Here is a 17,722-nt window from a genome sequence, read left to right as displayed (position 1 = left end):
CTCGCTCACCTCTTGTTCGCCTGTGTACGGACCCAGCCGTTGACCACGACGGCCAGCAGCAGCATCGCGCCGACGAAGAAGAACACCCAGTTGTTGTCCCAGCCGGCGTAGACGATGCCCTGGCGGGTCATGCCGTAGATGAACGCGCCGATCGCGGCGCCGACGACGGTCCCGTAGCCGCCGGTGAGCAGGCACCCTCCGACGACCGCGGCCATGATGTACAGCAGCTCGTTGCCGACGCCCTCACCCGACTGCACGGTGTTGAACATGAAGAGCAGGTGCATGCCCGAGAACCAGGCCGTGAAGCCGACCGTCATGAACAGGCCGATCTTGACCCTGGCGACCGGAACGCCGACCGCCCTGGCGCTCTCCTGGTTGCCGCCGACCGCGTAGATCCAGTTGCCGACCTTGGTCCGCATCAGCACCCACGTGGCCACTGCGACGAACACCAGCCACCACAGGACGGTGATGCGGACGTCGATCCCCAGGACGGAGAAGCTGGAGGCGAACACCGCCCGCGCGGAGTCGAAGCCGTCCATGTTCGCGATGTTGGTCGTGGACACCTGGCCCGTGACCAGCTTCGTGATGGCGATGTTGAGCCCCTGGAGCATCAGGAACATCGACAGTGTCACCAGGAAGCTGGGGAGCCTGGTCCGCACCAGGATCCACCCGTTGAGGAACCCGATGGCCAGCGAGACGGCCAGGGCGAACGCCGCTCCCACCCACACGTTCACCGCGAAGTACCAGGCGAACATGGAGGCGGCCAGGCCGGAGGTGATCACCGCGACGCCGGCGGACAGGTCGAACTCGCCGCCGATCATCAGCAGTGCCACGCCCACGGCCATGATGCCGATGGTGGAGCTCGCGTACAGGATCGTCGCGATCGCGCCGCCGGTGCGGAACGGGTCGGCGATGCTGAAGAAGAGGCTGAAGACGATGACCGCGCCGACCAGGGAGCCGACTTCGGGCCGTGTCATGAACCTGCGCAGCGCCGACCTCCGGGTCACCCGGAGCGTCTTCTCGGAGCCGCCCCCCGAGGGGGGCGGCGCCTTCGGAGTCAGGAGCTGACTCATGGTCTATCGGGTTCCTTCCTCGGCGAACACGGCGATCTCGTCGACGTTGGTCTCGTCGACGAACGCCGGACCGGTCAGGACCGGCTCGGTGCCGCCACCGGAGGTGTTGCCGTTGGTGTTGTAGAGCCACAGGGAGTCGACGGCCAGGTAGCCCTGCAGGTAGGGCTGCTGGTCGACGGCCCACTGGACGATGCCCTCCTGGATGGCGCCGACCAGTTCGCTGTTGGTGTCGAAGGTGGCGACCGCGGCGTCACTGCCCGCGTCGTCGATGGCGTCGATCGCGGTCATGGCGATCGGGGCGCCCAGAGTGACGACGTAGTCGATGTCGTCGTCCTCCTGGAGCTTGGCGGAGATGCTGGAGCGGACCTCCGGCATGTTCGCGCTGTCCACGTAGAGCACCTCGGAGTCGCCCTCGAAGGCCTCGCCCAGGGACGAGCAGCGGGTCTCCAGCGCGACGTGGCCCTGTTCCTGGATCACGCACAGGGCGTTCTGGGCGCCGACCTCGGTGAGCCGTTCGCCGAAGGCGGTCCCGGCGAGGTGCTCGTCGGTGCCGAAGTACTGCTGGACGCCCATGTCCGCCCACTCCTCGATGCCGGAGTTGAACGCCACCACGGGGATGCCCGCGGCCTCGGCGTCGGCGATGGCGCCCTCCAGGACGTCGGGCGTGGAGAGGGTGACGGCGATGCCGTCCACCTCCCGGTCGATCGCGTTCTGGATCAGACTGGCCTGCTCGCGCGCCTCCGGGTCGGAGGCGTACTCCAGGTCGATGTTGCTCTTCGCCGCCGCGTCCTCGGCTCCCGCCCGGACGATGTCCCAGAACGTGTCGCCCGGGACCTCGTGGGTGATCATCGCGATGGTGAGCTCCGGGGTGTCCACACCCTCCTCGGAGGCCGTGTCACGGCCTCCCTCGGACGAGCACGCCGTGCCCAGGAGCAGGAGGCTCGCGGTGCCCGCGAGCAGTGCGGTGTAGGTGGTGTTGCGCTTCATGTGTCGACCTCTTGTCGGTCTGAAGGGGATGCACTCATCTGTGGTGAAGGAGGTCACGAGGGGCGACGCGACTTGCGGGGAGCCGCCGCACCGGCGGCTCAGCGTGGTGGAACCGTGTCAGGCCTTCTGGTGGCGTGCCCCCAATCCGCAGCTGTCGAGGTACTTGCGGGTCCGCACCGCGATGGGCAGCGGGACCTCCGGCTCGCAGGGGTACAGGTCCTGCTCGACGATCACGAAGAGCCGGGCGTCGACGTCGCGGAGCGCGTCGAGGACCGCGGCGGGCGCGGGTTCCCCGGCGGGCGGCTCCACGCACACGCCGCGCTTGACGGCCTCGCCGAAGCCGAGCTTCTCCTCGTTGACCTGCCGGATGACCTCCGGGTCCATCTGCTTGATGTGGACGTAGTCCACGCGCTCGGAGTACCGGTGGATCAGGTCGACCGCGTCGCCGCCGCCGTAGGCGACGTGACCGGTGTCCAGGCACAGGGAGACGTACTCGGGGTCGGTCCCGTCGAGGAACCGCTCGATCTCCGGCTGGGTCTGGATGTGGGTGTCGGCGTGCGAGTGCAGGCACAGGCGCACGTCGTAGTCGCCCAGCAGGATCCGGCCGAGCTCGTCGGCGGACCTGGTGAGGTTGCGCCACTGCCCGTCGTCGAGCGTCGGGGACTCGCTGAACTCGCCGGTCTTCTCGTCCCGGTACATCGGCGGGATGAACACCAGGTGGTGCGCGCCCACCGCGGCGGTCAGCTCCGCCACCTTGCGGACGGTGGCGACGGTGTCGTCCCAGGCGTGCGGGTCGTGCAGGTTGCCGAACACGGTGCCGCCGGAGACCTTCAGGCCGCGCCGTCCCACCTCGTCGGCCAGCTGGGCGGGGTCGGTGGGCAGGTACCCGTAGGGGCCCAGTTCGAGCCACTCGTACCCGGCCTCGGTCAGCTCGTCGAGGAACCGGTGCCACGGTGTCTGGTGCTCGTCCTCGGGGAACCACACGCCCCAGGAGTCGGGTGCGGATCCGAGGACCAGTCGGTCGGTCATGTCTGCCTCGTTTCGGGGAGTACGTGCGGGTGTCAGCCGTGGGAAGGGAAGTGGAAGGCGGCCCCGACCGAGCGGTCGACGTGCGGCCACCGGCTGGTGACGACCTTGGCGCGGGTGTAGAAGTGCACGCCCTCGGGGCCGTGGATGTGGTGGCCGCCGAACAGGGAGTCCTTCCACCCGCCGAAGGAGTAGTGCGACATGGGCACGGGGATCGGCACGTTGACGCCGATCATCCCGACGGTGACCGCGCGCTGGAAGCGGCGCGCGGACTCGCCGTCGCTGGTGAACACGGCGGTGCCGTTGCCGTACGGGTTGGCGTTGACGATCTCGATCGCCTCGTCGAGGTCGGCCGCGCGGACCACGACCAGCAGCGGCCCGAAGACCTCCTGCCGGTACACGTCCATGTCCGCGGTGACCCTGTCCAGCAGCGACGGGCCGACGAAGAAGCCCTCCTCGTGCCCCTCCACCTGGAGGTCGCGGCCGTCGACGACCACGACGGCGCCCTGCTCCCGGCCGGAGGCCACGAACGAGGCGACGCGGTCGCGGGCCTGGGCGGTGATGACCGGGCCCATGTCGTTGGCGGCGTCCTGGCCGGGGCCGACCCTGATCGCCTCGGCCTTGGCGGCGAGCACCGGCACCAGGGCGTCGGCGGCCTCGCCCACGGCGACGGCCGCGGAGACGGCCATGCAGCGCTGTCCGGCGGAGCCGAACGCGGCGGCGGTCAGGTGGTCGGCGGCGAACTCCAGGTCGGCGTCGGGCAGGACCACCGCGTGGTTCTTGGCGCCGCCGAGGGCCTGGACGCGCTTGCCGGCCGCGGTGGCGCGCTCGTGGACGTACTGGGCGATCGGCGTGGAGCCGACGAAGGAGACCGCCTCGATCCCCGGGTGGTCGAGGATGCCGTCGACCGCGCCCTTGTCGCCGTGCACGACGTTGAACACCCCGTCGGGCAGTCCGGCGTCGGCGTACAGCCGGGCGACGAAGTTCGACGCCGAGGGGTCGCGCTCGCTCGGCTTGAGGACGAACGTGTTGCCGCAGGCGATCGCGATCGGGTGCATCCACAGCGGCACCATGATCGGGAAGTTGAACGGGGTGATGCCGGCGACCACGCCCAGCGGCTGGCGGAAGTCGAAGGTGTCGACCCCGGTGGAGATCTGGTCGGAGTAGCCGCCCTTGAGGGCGCTGATGATGCCGCACGCGTACTCGACGACCTCGCGGCCGCGGACGATCTCGCCCCTGGCGTCGTCGATGACCTTCCCGTGCTCGGCGGCGATGATCCGCGCCATCTCGTCCTCGTGCCTGGCCAGGAGCTCGCGCAGGGAGAACAGCACGCGGGTGCGCTTGGTCAGGGAGGAGTCGCCCCAGCTCTCGAAGGCCCTGGCGGCGGCCGCGACCGCGGCGTCGACGTCGGCCCGCTCGGCGAGCAGGACGGCGGCCTGCTGACGGCCGGTGGCCGGGTCCCACACCGGTGCGGTGCGGGTCGAGGCCCCGGAGGTCGCGGCCCCGTCGATCCAGTGCTGAACGGTCTTCACTGTCGTTTCCTTCTTCCGGGAGGGCGTCACAGGTAGTGGCGCTGTCCCTGCTGGTGGGAGCGGTAGGTGCGGTACGCGTCGCGGGTACTGTCCAACTCGGACACCTGGCTGACGGGCACGTCCCACCAGGCGCTGCCGGGCGGGTTGGGACCCTCCAGGTCGGTCTCGACGTGCACGACCGTGGTGGTCTCGGCCGCCTTGGCCTCGGTCAGGGCCGCGCGGAACTCCGTGATCCCGTCGGCGCGGATGACGCGGGCGCCCAGGCTGGCGGCGTTGGCCGCCAGGTCCACGGGCAGGACGGGCCCGTCGAGCCGGCCGCTGTCCGGGTCGCGGTAGCGGTACTTCGTTCCGAAGCGCTGGGAGCCGAGCGACTCCGACAGGGACCCGATCGAGGCGAAGCCGTGGTTCTGGACGATGACGATGATGACCTTCAGGCCCTCGGAGACCATGGTCACGATCTCCTGGGCCATCATCAGGTAGGAGCCGTCTCCGACCAGTACGACCACCTCGCGCGAGGGGTCGGCCATCTTCACGCCGGTCCCGGCGGCCACCTCGTAGCCCATGCAGGAGTAGGCGTACTCCACGTGGTAGGCCCTGGGGTCCCGCGCCCGCCACAGCATCTGCAGGTCGCCGGGCATGCTCCCGGCCGCGTTGATGACCACGTCGCGGTCGTCGAGGACGTCGTTGAGCGCCCCGAGCACGGCCGTCTGGGCGGGCAGCGGACCGTGGTCGACGGCGTAGCAGGCGTCGGTGGTCCTGGCCCACTCGTCGGCCAGTTCCCGGGTGCGGGCCCGGTAGCCGGCCCCGACCTCCCAGCCGGCCAGTTCCCGGCGCAGCGCCTCCAGGCCCGTGCGGGCGTCGGAGACGAGCTGGGCGGCCGCGTGCTTGGCGGCGTCGAGCCGGGCCACGTTCAGGTTGACGAACGTGACGTCGGGATCGGCGAAGACGGTGTGGCTGGCGGTGGTGAAGTCGCTGTAGCGGGTGCCGACGCCGATCACCACGTCGGCCTCGCGGGCCAGCTCGTTGGCGCTCCGGGCGCCGGTGGACCCGATCCCGCCGACCGCGCGGTCGTGGTCCCAGGGCAGCGCGCCCTTGCCCGCGTGGGTGTCGGCGACCGGGACGCCGGTGGCCTCGGCGAACGCGCGCAGCGCGGTCTCGGCTTCGGAGTAGACCACGCCGCCGCCCGCGACCAGCAGGGGCCGCTCGGCCCCGCGGATCACCGAGGCGGCGCGGGCCAGGGCGTCCGGCTCCGGGAGCGGGCGGCCGATGTGCCACACGCGCCTGCGGAAGAACGCCGTCGGCCAGTCGTGGGCCTCGGCCTGCACGTCCTGGGGCAGGCACAGGGTGACCGCGCCGGTCTCGACCGGGTCGGTCAGGACCCGCATGGCCGCCTGGGCGGCCGGGATGAGCTGCTCGGGGCGGGTGACGCGGTCGAAGTACTTGGAGACCGGGCGGAACACGTCGTTGACGGTGACGTCGCCGCCGCGGGTGTCCTCCAGCTGCTGGAGCACCGGGTCGGGGCGGCGGGTGGCGAACATGTCGCTGGGCAGCAGCAGGACGGGGACGCGGTTGGTGGTGGCCAGCGCCGCTCCGGTGACCATGTTCGTGGAGCCGGGGCCGGTGGAGGCGGAGCAGGCGAAGGTCTGCAGCCGGTTGCGGGTCTTGGCGAACGCGACGGCGGCGTGCACCATGCCCTGCTCGTTGCGGGCCAGGTAGTAGGGCAGCTCCCCCGGCCCCGGGCCCGTCCGGGCGGCCTGGAGCAGCGCCTGGCCCAGGCCGGCGACGTTGCCGTGCCCGAAGATGCCCCACGCGCCGGGGATGAACCGCTGCTCGACGCCGTCGCGCTCGCTGTACTGCGCGGCGAGGAACCGGACCAGGGCCTGGGCCGTGGTGAGGCGGACGGTCGCGGCGCCGGTGGGATCGGTGGAGTCGCTCATCGTGCCGGGCCCCCCTTCTCCACGGTCGAGGTGAGCGGGAGGCGGTGGTCGGTCTCCTGGTCGGCCCAGGTCCGGCGCACCCAGCCGTGCGCCGGGTCGTCGCAGATCCTCCACGCCCGCTCCGGGCCGGGGCCCGCCATGACGTTGAGGTAGTAGAGGTCGTAGCCGGGCGCGGCCATCGACGGGCCGTGCCAGCCGTGCGGGATGAGGACGGCGTCCTCGGAGCGCACCTCGGCGAAGACGTCGATGGGGCGCTCCGGCGTGCCGTAGACCCGCTGGTAGCCGATACCCGGGCCCACCGGCCCGTCGGCGACCTCGAAGTAGTAGATCTCCTCCAGCTCGCACTCGGTCGCGGTCGCCTCGTCGTGCTTGTGCGGCGGGTAGGAGGACCAGTTCGAGCCGGGCGTGAGGACCTCGCAGGCGATGAGCCGGTCCGCGTCGAACGTGGCGGGGGTGCAGAAGTTGTTCACCTGGCGGCTGGACTGGCCCGCGCCGCGCAGTTCGACCGGCACGTCCTCGGCGGCGCGGTAGCGCGGCTCCAGGCGCCGCTCGCAGCGCGCCGAGGGGAGCGCGAACCGGCCGCCGGACTCGCTGGAGACGACGGCGCGGGCGTCGCGCGGCAGGTAGACGAAGTCGGTGACGCGGGAGAAGACCGACCGGCGCCCCGTCACGGCGAACTCGCGCCCCTCGACCGACACCGCGCACCCGCCGGTGAGCGGCAGGACGAGGGTCTCGGCGTCGCCGGTGGCGATCTCGCGGGCCTGGCCGGGCGCCAGCTCCAGGACGTGCAGGCCGGAGTAGCCCCACCCGGCGGTCCCGGGGGTGATGACGGTGCGGAAGGGCGGGGCGGCGGTGCTCCCCGCGGGCAGGTAGTACTTGTCGTTCGAGCTCACAGCAACCCCACAGCGGTGTCGACGGCGGCCACGACGTCGTCGTCGGCCGGGTACAGCAGGGACCGGCCCACGGTCAGGCCGATGACGTTGGGCAGCTTCAGCGCCTCGCCCCAGCGGGCGAACGCGGCGTCGGGGTCCTCCGACAGCTCGCCGCCCAGCAGCACGGTCGGCAGGGTGGAGGTGGCCATGACCCGCTCCATCTCGGCGACCACCGGCAGCTTGAGCCAGGTGTAGGCCGAGGTGTTGCCGAGCCCGGAGGCGATGGCCATGGAGCGCGCGACCGAGTCCGGGGACAGGTCGTTGCGGATGACGCCCTCGGTGCGGGCGGAGATGAACGGTTCGACCATGGCGGTGACACGGGCGGCGTTCAGCTCGTTCACCGCCCGGGCGCAGCTCTCCAGTGTGGGCACCGTCCGGTCGTCGTCGTAGTCCAGACGGAGCAGCATCTTGCCGCCCTCGAAGCCCATGCGGGCGATCCCGGCGGCGTCGTAGCCGGTGAACCGGTCGTCGATCTCCCAGGCTGCGCCCGCGAGGCCGCCGCGGTTCATCGAACCGAAGACCGACTTGCCGTCCAGCACGCCCGAGCCGTCCGGGTTCCGGAGCAGCAGCAGGTCCTCCAGGATGTCCGCGGTCGCCAGCACGCCGGTGACACCGGGACGCGCCAGCGCGGCGCACAGCCGCTCCAGCAGGTCGGCGCGGTCGGCCATGGCCATCGGGCGGCTGCCCGACCGCAGGGCGCCGCGCGCCGGGTGGTCGGCGGCGACGATCATCGCCTTGCCGCCCGGGCCGACCGGAGAGGTGGGGCGCACCCGCCCGGCCGCGGCCTCGGCGATCGCGCCCGGGTTGTGCAGCCGGGTCTCGACGATGGAGCGGAAGGCGTCAACCGACATGGGCGGCCTCCCCCAGTTTGGCCTCGACCTCGGCCGAGGTGGGCATGGCGTCCGAGCAGGAGAGCCGGGAGGCCACGATGGCGCCCGCCGCGTTGGCGAAACGCATGACGCGCTCGGTGTCCCATCCGCTGAGCAGTCCGTGGCAGAGCGCACCGCCGAAGGCGTCGCCCGCTCCGAGACCGTTGACGACGTCGACAGGGACGGGCGGGACCCGGACCCCTCCGGTGCCGTCGACGGCGAGCACGCCCTCGGGGCCCTGTTTGACCACGGCGAGGGCGATCCCGGCGTCGCGGCCGGCGTCGGCCGCGGCACGGGGGTCGCGGACACCGACGGCGGTCTCCCACTCGTCGAGGTTGCCCGCGGCGACCGTGGCGTACGGGAGCGCCTCGGCGACCCAGCGCCGGGCCTCCTGGCGGGAGGACCAGAACATCGGCCGGTAGTCGAGGTCGATGATGGTGATGCCGCTCCTGCCCCGGGCCCTGAGCGCCTCCAGCGTGGCGGTGCGGCTCGGCTCCTGGCACAGGCCGGTGACGGTCACCCAGAACACGTCGGCGGCGGTGATCGCGTCCAGGTCCAGCTCGTCGGCGCGCACCTGGAGGTCGGGGGCGCTCGGGTCGCGGCCGTAGAAGTACAGGGGGAAGTCGTCCGGCGGGTGGATCTCGCAGAAGGTGACGGGGGTGGGCAGGCCGGAGACCGGTGCGACGAAGCGGTCGTCCACGCCGAACCCGCGCAGGGCCCGGTGGACGAAGGTACCGAAGGGGTCGTCGCCGGTGCGGGTCACGACCGCCGACCGGCGCCCGTGCCGGGCGGCCGCGACGGCGACGTTGGTGGGACTGCCGCCGAGGAACTTGCCGAAGGAGCGCACCGCGTCCAGGCCGACCCCGATCTGTTCGGGGTAGACGTCGACGCCCACGCGGCCCATGGTGACGACCTCGAAGGGCGCGTCGGGGCTACGGCTCGCACTGCCGTTCACTGGTACCTCCGTAGGTAGCACTGCACCGGTGGTTCTCTTCCTTGCGTCGGTCGGGGCCTCCGGCGGAACCGGCGACCGTCCTGGCGGGTCTCACGGAGGGCCGGGGAGTGTCCGGCGGGTACACGCCCTGCTGCCCGTCGCACCGGCAGCACCCGCCGCACCTTCCCTAGCGCGCTCTACTGGAGCGCTCTAGTATGAGACAGAGTGATTCACGACACATCACGTGTCAACCGTCCCCCTCCGGTTTTGGTAGAAGGGGGCAGGAACGGGAGGAGACAGCGTGAGGGGTCGAGACGGGCGCGCCGACGGCGCACCTGAGCCCGCGGGGCCGTCGTCGAACGGCGGCCGGCGGCCGACGATGGAGGACGTCGCCGCCCGGGTGGGCGTCTCGCGCGCCCTGGTCTCCGTGGTGTTCCGCGGCGCCCCGGGCGCCAGTGCCAGCACCCGTGAGCGCGTGCTGGCCGCGGCCGAGGAGATCGGCTACCGGCCGGACCTGGCCGCGCGCACCCTGGCGAGTACCCGGAGCCGCGTGCTCGGGGTCATGCTCACCGTGCACAACACCTTCCACGCGGACCTGGTGGAGGCGATGTACACCGAGGCAGAGGAGGTCGGCTACGACCTCGTGCTGTCGGCGCACGCGCCGACCCGGCACTCGGAGAAGGCGGTCGGCGCCCTGCTGGGCCACCGCTGCGACGCCCTGGTCCTGCTGGGGCCCGAGACCAGCGCGCGCTTCCTGCAGGAGCTGGCCGGACGGGTGCCCGTGGTCTCGGTCGGGCGCCGCTTCCCCGGTACGCCGGTCGACATCGTCGCCACGGCGGAGGGCCCGGCCGTGCGCCAGGCGCTGGACCACCTCCGGGACCTGGGCCACCGCGACATCGCCCACCTGGACGGCGGTGGCGGCGCCGGTTCGGCCGAGCGCAAGCGCGCCTACCGCGACTGGATGCGCCGGAGCGGCCTGGCCGACCACGTACGCGTCCTGCCGGGCGACCACACCGAGGCATCCGGCGCCGAGGCCGCGCGGCGGCTGCTCGCCGAGGGACGCGTCCCCACCGCGCTGCTCGCCGGCAACGACCGCTCCGCGATCGGCTTCCTGGACGCGATCACCCGCGCGGGCGTCCGCGTACCGCAGGACATCTCCCTGGTCGGCTTCGACGACATCCCCCTGGCCGGGCTCGCGCACATCCAGCTGACGACCGTCCGCCAGGACTCCGTCGGACTGGCCCGTCAGGCCGTGCGCCTGGCGATCGAGCGCGTGGAGGAGCCCTCCCTGCCGCCGCGGTCGAGCGTGCTGGAGCCGGCGCTGATCGTGCGCGGCACCACGGCGGGTCCCCGCGCCGACGGGAACGACTGAGGTCACGGCCGCACCTCCTCGACCAGGACGGGACGGCCCTCGCGGCGCGAGCGGTCGGCCGCGTCGGCCACCAGGACCGCCTCCAGGGCGTCGGCGACCGTACAGGGGCTCGCCCCGCCGTCGCGGACCGCCCCGAGGAACGCGGCGATCTCGGCCTCGTAGGCGGGCCGGAACCGGGACCAGAACTCCTGCCAGGGGCTCCGGCCGGGGAAGTCCACCCCGGGTTCGGCGGAGCGTACCGGCGCGCGCTCGTCCAGGCCGACCGCGATGGTCCCGGCCGTCCCGGCCAGTTCCATCCGCACGTCGTAGCCGCCGCCGTTGTAGCGGGAGCCCTGGACGGTCGCGAGCGTCCCGTCGCTCAGCCGCAGCACGGCGGCGGTGGTGTCCACGTCGCCGGCCTCGGCGAAGTACGGCGCGCCCCGGTTGGCGCCGTAGGCGTGGACCTCCACGACCTCCGCGCCGGTGACCCAGCGCAGGATGTCGAAGTCGTGCACGTGGCAGTCCCGGAAGATGCCGCCGGAGGTGGGGACGTAGGCGGCGGGCGGGGGCGCGGCGTCGCACGTCACGGCGTGGACGCGGTGCAGGGTGCCCAGTTCTCCGTCGGCCAGGGCCCTGCGGGCCCGCGCGTATCCGGCGTCGAAGCGGCGCATGAACCCGATGTGCACGAGGGCTTCCCGCTTGTCGACCTCCCGCAGGACCTCGACGGTCTCGGCGACGGTCGGCGCGACCGGCTTCTCGCAGAAGACCGGTGTACCGGCTCGTACGCCGGCGAGGATGAGCTCGGCGTGCGCGCTGGTGGCGGCGGTGACGACGAGGGCGTCGACGGCGGCGGGGTACAGCAGGTCCTGGATGGATCCGGCCACGTGCGCCCCGACGCGGCCCGCGACCTCGCGGGCACGGCCGCTGTCGGCGTCGGCCAGGACGAGCTCGTCGACCTCGGGCCGCCGAACGATCGCGGCCGCGTGCGACTCGCCGATGCGGCCGGTTCCCACCAGTCCTACGCGCATGCCCGCCCCTTCCGGTGCCCTGGATGTCGGTCGGCTGTTGCCTGGGTCACAGCCACGACCCCATGTTCACCCAGGCGAAACACCGATGTCAATACTTTGTCTAGACATATGCACGTATGGACCTCACGACAATCGGGCATCCTTACACTGATCAAGGAACCGCCTTCCTGCCCCGACGACGAACGGAACAGCCCGTGACCCCGACCCCGCTGTCGATCGCGATCGATCGCAACAGCCCCGTGCCCCTGTACTTCCAGGTCGCGCAGGAGCTCGAACGGCGCATCACGAGCGGGGAGATCGCCGTGGGCACCCGACTGGAGAACGAACTGCTGCTCGCCGAGCGCCTCGGGCTCTCACGCCCCACGCTGCGGCGCTCCATCGAGTACCTGGTCGACCGCGGTCTCCTGGTGCGCAAGCGCGGCGTGGGCACGCAGGTGGTCATGCCGCGGGTCCGCCGCCCGCTCCAGCTGTCCAGCCTCTACGACGACCTGACCCGCGCCGGGGAGCACCCCCGCACGGAGGTCCTGCGCCTGGCCGTGGAGGCGCCGCCGGACGCGATCGCCGCGTCCCTGGAGGTCGCGCCGGACACCGAGGTCTACGTCATCGAACGGCTGCGCTACACCCGCGACGAACCGCTCGCCCTCATGCACAACTACGTCCCCGTCGGGCTGGTCGACCTCGACGAGGAGACACTCGTCCACCAGGGCCTCTACCAGCTGCTGCGCGCCGCGGGCGTCTCCCTCAAGATCGCCTCCCAGAGCATCGGGGCGCGCAACGCCACGGCGGCCGAGGCCCGCGTGCTGGACGAGTCGCGCGGCGCTCCGCTGCTGACGATGGACCGCACCGTCTACGACGACGTCGGCACGGTGGTGGAGGTGGGCTCACACGTCTACCGCGCCTCGCGCTACTCCTTCGAACTCACCCTCACAGACTGACGTCCACCCGGTTTCGGTTCGCCCCCTATCCAACGTGTTCGAGAAACCGCACACACGGCCCGTCACAGAGCGCTGCGTTCCTGCCATGGCGAAACCACCAGCACTAGTGTGGGCTCAGGAATCGACGCTGGAGGTTGCGATGACCGCTGAGCCGCTCCCCGCCTGGTTCACGCCCCCGCCCGGCGGTTGGACCGCCGACGATATCGACAAGCTCCCTCCGGGCGCCCCCCGGATGGAACTCATCGACGGAGCGCTCATCTTGTTGTCCCCCCAGACCCCCTTCCACTCCAAGGTCATGCTTCGGCTGGCCCACGCCCTGGAGGAAGCCGCGCCCCGCGGGGTCGACGTCCTCCAGGAAATGACCATGAAGCTCGGCAAGCACCAGCGACCGGAGCCGGACCTGCTCGTCTACCGCTACGAGGACGAAGACGACGAACACCTCGACTGGTACAAGGCCACCCACGTTCCGCCCGAGGACGTACTCATCGCCGTGGAGATCGTGTCCGAGGAGTCCCAGGACCGCGACCGGACCACCAAGCCCCTCAAGTACGCCCTGGCCGGGATCCCGCACTTCTGGCGGATCGAGCGGGAGGAGCAGGGTCCCGCGATCCATGTCTTCGAGCTCGACGGGACGCGGGACCCGAGGTACGTCCCGACCACCATCGCTCGGGAGCGCCTCAAGCTCGATGTCCCGTTCCCCATCGACATCGAGGTCAAGGCCCTGAGTCGACGGTAGGCCGCCACACGGCCGCGACGCGGGCGGAGCCGCCGGGTCAGTCCGCGAGTGCCTCGCGGGCGAGGACGGCGGCACCGATGAGGCCCGCCTCGTTGCCGAGCCGCGCCGCCACCACCCGCGCGGTCGGCCGGTAGCCCCGCCCGGTCAGGTTGCGCTCGAACGCGGACCTGGCCGGACCGAGGAGCAGCTCACCCGCCTCCGAGACGCCCCCGCCGATGATGAACAGCTCCGGGTCGAAGGCGGCCGCCAGGTTCGCCAGGCCCGTGCCCAGCCACGTTCCGACCTCGTCCAGCAGCTCGACGCACGCCCGGTCGCCCTTGCTGGCCAACTCGCTGACCAGCGGTCCGGTGATCAGGCGCGTGTCCCCGCCCACGGCCTGGTGGAGCACCCTGGCCACCGGCGACTCCGCCCGCACCAGTTCCCTGGCCTCACGCGTCACGGCGTTGCCGCTGGCGTACTGCTCCCAGCAGCCCCGGTTCCCGCACTCGCACCGGTGGCCGCCCGGCACCACCGTCATGTGCCCGAACTCACCGGCCAGACCGTAGCGCCCGCGGTGCAGCCGACCGCCCAGCACCACCGCCCCGCCGATCCCGGTCCCCAGGTTCACCACGACGACGTTGTCCACGCCCTGGCCCGCCCCGACCCAGACCTCGGCCCAGGCCGAGGCGTTCGCGTCGTTCTCCACGGCCACCGGCAGGCCCAGCCGCGCACTCAGGGCGTCGCGCAGCGGCTCCCGGCGCCAGGACAGGTGTGGCGCGAACAATACGTTCGCGCGCTGCTCGTCCACGAACCCGGCGGCGCCGACTCCCACGGCGCGCACCCGGTACTCGCGGCGCAGGTCCCGGACGACCTCGGCGATGGTGTCCTCGACCACCGCGGGGCTCTTGCTGCGATCGGGTGTCTCGGTCCGGATGCGCGCCAGCACCCGACCGTCGCGCGTGACCACGCCCCCGGCGACCTTCGTCCCCCCGATGTCGACCCCGATCGTCAGGTCGTCCGCCCGCTGCGCGTCCGTCATCGTGACCGCTCCACTCCACCGATCATGGGCCTGTCGGCCGAAGGGGCCCGCCCCCGTGCCGGACCTCCCTGCACGACACAACGCGCGCCCGGGCGTCCTTCTGCCCGAGCGCGCGTGCGGCGTGTCCTGGGTCAGGACAGTGCCGAGCGCACGACTCCGGCCAGCCGCTCGGCCACCGCCTGAGCCTGGTGCTCTTCCGGGGCCTCGACCATCACGCGCACCTTGGGCTCGGTCCCGCTCGGGCGGATGAGCACCCGGCCGGTCTCGCCGAGCTCGGCCTCGGCCAGGCCCACGGCCTCCGCCAGTTCCGCGCTGTCGTCCACCTTCGACCGGTCCACGTCGGGCACGTTGATGAGCACCTGCGGCAGGCGGGTCATCACCTTCGCCAGCTCCGCCAGGCCCAGCTGGCGCCGGGCCATGGCGCCGAGCAGGTGCAGGCCGGTCAGCACGCCGTCGCCGGTCGTGGCGTGGTCCAACAGGATCACGTGACCGGACTGCTCCCCGCCCAGGCCGAAGCCGCCGTTCTTCATGGCCTCCAGCACGTAGCGGTCGCCGACCGCGGTCTCCACCACACGGATGCCCTCACGGCTCATCGCGAGCTTCAGCCCCAGGTTGGACATGACCGTGACGACGAGGGTGTCCTCGACCAGCCGGCCCTCCTCCTTGGCCTCCGTGGCGAGGATGCCGAGGATCTGGTCACCGTCCACCACACTGCCCTCGGCGTCCACGGCCAGGCAGCGGTCGGCGTCACCGTCGTTGGCGATGCCCGCGTCCGCCCCGTGGGTGCGCACGGCCTCCTGGAGGCGCGCCAGGTGGGTGGAGCCGCAGCCCTCGTTGATGTTGTAGCCGTCGGGCTCGTCGCCGATGGCCACGACCTCGGCGCCCGCGCGCCGCAGGGCGTCGGGCGCGACCTTCACGGCGGCGCCGTTGGCGCAGTCCACCACGACCTTGAGGCCCTCGAGGCTGTGCGGCAGCGAGGCCAGGATGTGCCCGACGTAGCGGTCGGCACCGTCCAGGGAGTCGCTGACCCGGCCGACCCGGTCTCCGACCACCGGGTTGGCTGGCACACCGAGCATGCCCTCGATCTCCTCCTCCAGGGCGTCCTCGAGTTTGTGGCCGCCGCGGGCGAAGAACTTGATGCCGTTGTCGGGCGCGGGATTGTGGCTGGCCGAGAGCATGACGCCGAAGTCGGCGCCCAGGTCCCCCGTGAGGTAGGCCACGGCCGGTGTGGGCAGCACGCCCACACGCACGACGTCGACCCCGGTGCTCGCCAGACCGGCGACCACGGCGGCCTCCAGGAACTCACCCGACGCACGCGGGTCGCGCCCCACGACCGCCAGCGGTCGGCGCTCACCGGGGTCGCGCGCGAGCACGCGCGCAGCCGCGATGGACAGATCCAGAGCGAGCGTTGCGGTCAGGTCCCGACCAGCGACACCGCGGACACCATCTGTTCCGAACAGCCGAGCCACAGGCGACAGCCCCTTTCGAGAACGGCGCCGCGTCCGGCGCCGGTGGAGAACGACGTGGCGGAAGGAGCCACGGGAAAACACGAACGCCCGCACGCCGCCCCTGCGGACAGGAGCGACGTACGGGCGGAAACTCAGCCGAGCGAGCGCCGGCGCATGAGCACTAGCGCTTGGAGAACTGAGGAGCCTTGCGCGCCTTCTTGAGACCGGCCTTCTTCCGCTCCACCTCACGGGAGTCGCGGGTCAGGAAACCGGCCTTCTTCAGCGTCGGGCGGTTGTTCTCCGGGTCCAGCGAGGCCAGCGCACGGGCGATGCCGTGACGCAGGGCACCCGCCTGGCCGCTGGTGCCGCCGCCGTTCAGACGGGCGAAGACGTCGTAGGCGCCGTCGAACCCGAGAGAGACGAGCGGGTCCTTGATGGTCTGCTGGTGGACCTTGTCCGGGAAGTAGACCTCGAGGGGCTTGCCGTTGACCTTCCACTCACCGGAACCGGGAGCGATACGGACGCGGGCGATGGCCTCCTTGCGGCGGCCGGTACCGGCGCTGGGGCCGGACGCGGTGGGGACGTAGGCGGCGACCGTCTCGTCGGACTCGCTGGTGTACTCGGAGGGGAACTCCTCCGGGTTGTCAGCGACTTCCTGCGCGACGTCTTCGATGCCGGTGGGCTCGGACACGGTTATCCTCGTGCTTCCTGTAAGTCTCGCGAACGCCTAGGCGGGCTGCTCGATCTTCCTGATTTCGAACGGAACCGGCTGCTGGGCCTGGTGCGGGTGCTCCGGACCGGCGTACACCTTGAGCTTCTTGCCCATCTGGCGGCCGAGGGAGCCCTTGGGCAGCATCCCCTTGACAGCCTTCTCGATGGCGCGCTCCGGGTTCTTCTCCAGCAGGTCGGCATATGCGACCGAACGCAGACCGCCCGGGTAACCGGAGTGACGGTAGGCCCGCTTCTGCTCCAGCTTGTTACCGGTGAGCGCGACCTTGTCGGCGTTCACGACGATCACGAAGTCGCCGGTGTCGATGTGGGGCGCGTAGTAGGGCTTGTGCTTGCCCCGGAGAAGCGTGGCAACCTGGCTCGCCATACGCCCGAGCACGAGATCGGTAGCGTCGACAACGTGCCACTGACGCTGGACATCGCTAGGTTTGGGGCTGTATGTGCGCACGATCGTTTGCCTTCGCTCTTCAGTCGGCTGCCCCATCCCATGGGCGGGATGGAGGACTCGTATTTCGAAACACTCCCGCGGGTTTGCGGGGCGTTACTTGGCCGGATGCCCATGCCAATCAGGACGACCCGGAGGTGAGTGCGCAGACGATGGTGCGTGGATCGGCGCCCGACAGTCCGGGGCCCACGGCAACTCAACGCACAACAACGGAATATCCTACCTGGCCACCGCAGCGCAGGTCAAAGCCAGCGGCGGGGTAGACCGGCAGGACCACGCTCGGCGGGGAAAGCGCCGGCACGGGGTCACATCCGTGACCTCTCCGCCTTTTATTATGCCTGTCGCCGAGAGTGCTTCGTCCTGTCCGCGTCCGGGCGTTGGCTACTCTTGCACCGGAAGGCCGGTCTCCGCAGAGCACGACGAGCCCTGACACGCACCTTGGAGACACCCGTCACGTTCGCTTCGGCACCCCGGAACCGGCAGCTTATCCGCGCCGACGGGACGGTGCCACGGACACCACGGCGCGGATCTGGTCACGGACCCGGTCCGCCGCGGTCCAGTCCCACATCCTCCAAAGCCCTCGGAGACTCCCATCAGCACGTATCCGAACCCGCCCCAGCACGGTCCCGACGGTCACCCCACCGGCCCGGAGAGCGGTGACGGCCAGGACCTCCTCGGATCAGCGCCAGGCTCTTCCGAAGGTCAGGATTCCACATCGGGGCCGAGACCGGCACACGGCGCG

General features: G+C 71.5%; 16 protein-coding genes. 3 read left to right on the top strand and 13 right to left on the bottom strand.

Translation table 11 applies throughout. The annotated features are described in order from the left end of the window. Positions 1 to 5 precede the first annotated feature (5 nt). From M1P99_RS15640 to iolC, 8 genes are all read right to left on the bottom strand, one after another. Complete coding sequence (locus M1P99_RS15640) at positions 6 to 1,073, bottom strand: ABC transporter permease (protein ID WP_304453360.1); 1,068 nt, start codon at positions 1,071 to 1,073, stop codon at positions 6 to 8. Positions 1,074 to 1,076: 3 nt separating this feature from the next. Further along, positions 1,077 to 2,060 (bottom strand): substrate-binding domain-containing protein, encoded by a 984-nt coding sequence (locus M1P99_RS15635; RefSeq protein WP_304453359.1) that lies wholly within the window; start codon positions 2,058 to 2,060, stop codon positions 1,077 to 1,079. 117 nt (positions 2,061 to 2,177) lie between these two features. After that, positions 2,178 to 3,089 carry a TIM barrel protein gene (locus tag M1P99_RS15630; RefSeq protein ID WP_304453358.1) on the bottom strand — a complete coding sequence of 304 codons (912 nt, stop codon included), beginning with the start codon at positions 3,087 to 3,089 and terminating at the stop codon, positions 2,178 to 2,180. Between the two features lie 32 nt (positions 3,090 to 3,121). Beyond that, entirely contained in the window at positions 3,122 to 4,618 is a 1,497-nt protein-coding gene (locus M1P99_RS15625; RefSeq protein ID WP_304453357.1) for a CoA-acylating methylmalonate-semialdehyde dehydrogenase, read from the bottom strand. 26 nt (positions 4,619 to 4,644) lie between these two features. Further along, entirely contained in the window at positions 4,645 to 6,555 is a 1,911-nt protein-coding gene (gene iolD, locus M1P99_RS15620) for a 3D-(3,5/4)-trihydroxycyclohexane-1,2-dione acylhydrolase (decyclizing) (RefSeq protein WP_304453356.1), read from the bottom strand. Next, on the bottom strand, positions 6,552 to 7,448 hold the full coding sequence (gene iolB / locus M1P99_RS15615) for a 5-deoxy-glucuronate isomerase (protein ID WP_304453355.1): 897 nt from the start codon (positions 7,446 to 7,448) through the stop codon (positions 6,552 to 6,554). Before iolB ends, iolD begins: the two co-directional genes overlap by 4 nt. Continuing rightward, positions 7,445 to 8,338, bottom strand: a complete 894-nt coding sequence (locus M1P99_RS15610) for an aldolase (protein WP_304453354.1) — start codon at positions 8,336 to 8,338, stop codon at positions 7,445 to 7,447. The genes iolB and M1P99_RS15610 overlap by 4 nt, the downstream gene beginning before the upstream one ends. Next, on the bottom strand, positions 8,328 to 9,311 hold the full coding sequence (gene iolC / locus M1P99_RS15605; protein WP_304453353.1) for a 5-dehydro-2-deoxygluconokinase: 984 nt from the start codon (positions 9,309 to 9,311) through the stop codon (positions 8,328 to 8,330). The genes M1P99_RS15610 and iolC overlap by 11 nt, the downstream gene beginning before the upstream one ends. Positions 9,312 to 9,591: 280 nt before the next feature. Here iolC and M1P99_RS15600 point away from each other — a divergent pair, with 280 nt between their 5' ends. Further along, positions 9,592 to 10,662 carry a LacI family DNA-binding transcriptional regulator gene (locus M1P99_RS15600; RefSeq protein ID WP_304453352.1) on the top strand — a complete coding sequence of 357 codons (1,071 nt, stop codon included), beginning with the start codon at positions 9,592 to 9,594 and terminating at the stop codon, positions 10,660 to 10,662. A 2-nt stretch (positions 10,663 to 10,664) separates the two neighbouring features. Here M1P99_RS15600 and M1P99_RS15595 read toward each other — a convergent pair whose 3' ends face one another. After that, positions 10,665 to 11,669, bottom strand: coding sequence for a Gfo/Idh/MocA family oxidoreductase (locus M1P99_RS15595; RefSeq protein WP_304453351.1), 1,005 nt, complete (start codon positions 11,667 to 11,669; stop codon positions 10,665 to 10,667). A gap of 194 nt (positions 11,670 to 11,863) precedes the next feature. On the opposite strand from M1P99_RS15595, the gene M1P99_RS15590 reads away from it, so the two are divergent. Next, positions 11,864 to 12,604, top strand: a complete 741-nt coding sequence (locus tag M1P99_RS15590) for a GntR family transcriptional regulator (protein ID WP_304453350.1) — start codon at positions 11,864 to 11,866, stop codon at positions 12,602 to 12,604. Positions 12,605 to 12,743: 139 nt separating this feature from the next. Further along, complete coding sequence (locus tag M1P99_RS15585; RefSeq protein ID WP_304453349.1) at positions 12,744 to 13,340, top strand: Uma2 family endonuclease; 597 nt, start codon at positions 12,744 to 12,746, stop codon at positions 13,338 to 13,340. Between the two features lie 37 nt (positions 13,341 to 13,377). Here the strand turns inward: M1P99_RS15585 and M1P99_RS15580 are convergent, their stop codons facing one another. From M1P99_RS15580 to rplM, 4 genes are all read right to left on the bottom strand, one after another. Beyond that, positions 13,378 to 14,358 (bottom strand): ROK family glucokinase, encoded by a 981-nt coding sequence (locus M1P99_RS15580; RefSeq protein WP_304453348.1) that lies wholly within the window; start codon positions 14,356 to 14,358, stop codon positions 13,378 to 13,380. Positions 14,359 to 14,489: 131 nt separating this feature from the next. After that, positions 14,490 to 15,827 (bottom strand): phosphoglucosamine mutase, encoded by a 1,338-nt coding sequence (glmM, locus tag M1P99_RS15575; protein ID WP_304453347.1) that lies wholly within the window; start codon positions 15,825 to 15,827, stop codon positions 14,490 to 14,492. 160 nt (positions 15,828 to 15,987) lie between these two features. Continuing rightward, a complete protein-coding gene (gene rpsI, locus M1P99_RS15570) occupies positions 15,988 to 16,497 on the bottom strand; it encodes a 30S ribosomal protein S9 (RefSeq protein WP_304453346.1) in 510 nt (169 codons plus the stop codon). 36 nt (positions 16,498 to 16,533) lie between these two features. Continuing rightward, positions 16,534 to 16,983, bottom strand: a complete 450-nt coding sequence (rplM, locus tag M1P99_RS15565) for a 50S ribosomal protein L13 (RefSeq protein WP_053616342.1) — start codon at positions 16,981 to 16,983, stop codon at positions 16,534 to 16,536. Positions 16,984 to 17,722 lie beyond the last annotated feature (739 nt).

This window comes from Nocardiopsis sp. YSL2, assembly GCF_030555055.1.
In the GTDB taxonomy this organism is placed as follows: domain Bacteria; phylum Actinomycetota; class Actinomycetes; order Streptosporangiales; family Streptosporangiaceae; genus Nocardiopsis.
The sequence above is the reverse complement of the archived record's forward strand: the minus strand, read 5'-3'. Positions and strand labels throughout refer to the sequence as shown.

Bases quoted from the DNA above. Each gene is read 5' to 3' on its own strand.
- M1P99_RS15630 (WP_304453358.1), bottom strand. From the start codon at position 3,089: ATGACCGACCGACTGGTCCTCGGATCCGCACCCGACTCCTGGGGCGTG.
- M1P99_RS15635 (WP_304453359.1), bottom strand. From the start codon at position 2,060: ATGAAGCGCAACACCACCTACACCGCACTGCTCGCGGGCACCGCGAGC.
- M1P99_RS15580 (WP_304453348.1), bottom strand. From the start codon at position 14,358: ATGACGGACGCGCAGCGGGCGGACGACCTGACGATCGGGGTCGACATC.
- M1P99_RS15640 (WP_304453360.1), bottom strand. From the start codon at position 1,073: ATGAGTCAGCTCCTGACTCCGAAGGCGCCGCCCCCCTCGGGGGGCGGC.
- M1P99_RS15610 (WP_304453354.1), bottom strand. From the start codon at position 8,338: ATGTCGGTTGACGCCTTCCGCTCCATCGTCGAGACCCGGCTGCACAAC.
- M1P99_RS15595 (WP_304453351.1), bottom strand. From the start codon at position 11,669: ATGCGCGTAGGACTGGTGGGAACCGGCCGCATCGGCGAGTCGCACGCG.
- iolD (WP_304453356.1), bottom strand. From the start codon at position 6,555: ATGAGCGACTCCACCGATCCCACCGGCGCCGCGACCGTCCGCCTCACC.
- M1P99_RS15585 (WP_304453349.1), top strand. From the start codon at position 12,744: ATGACCGCTGAGCCGCTCCCCGCCTGGTTCACGCCCCCGCCCGGCGGT.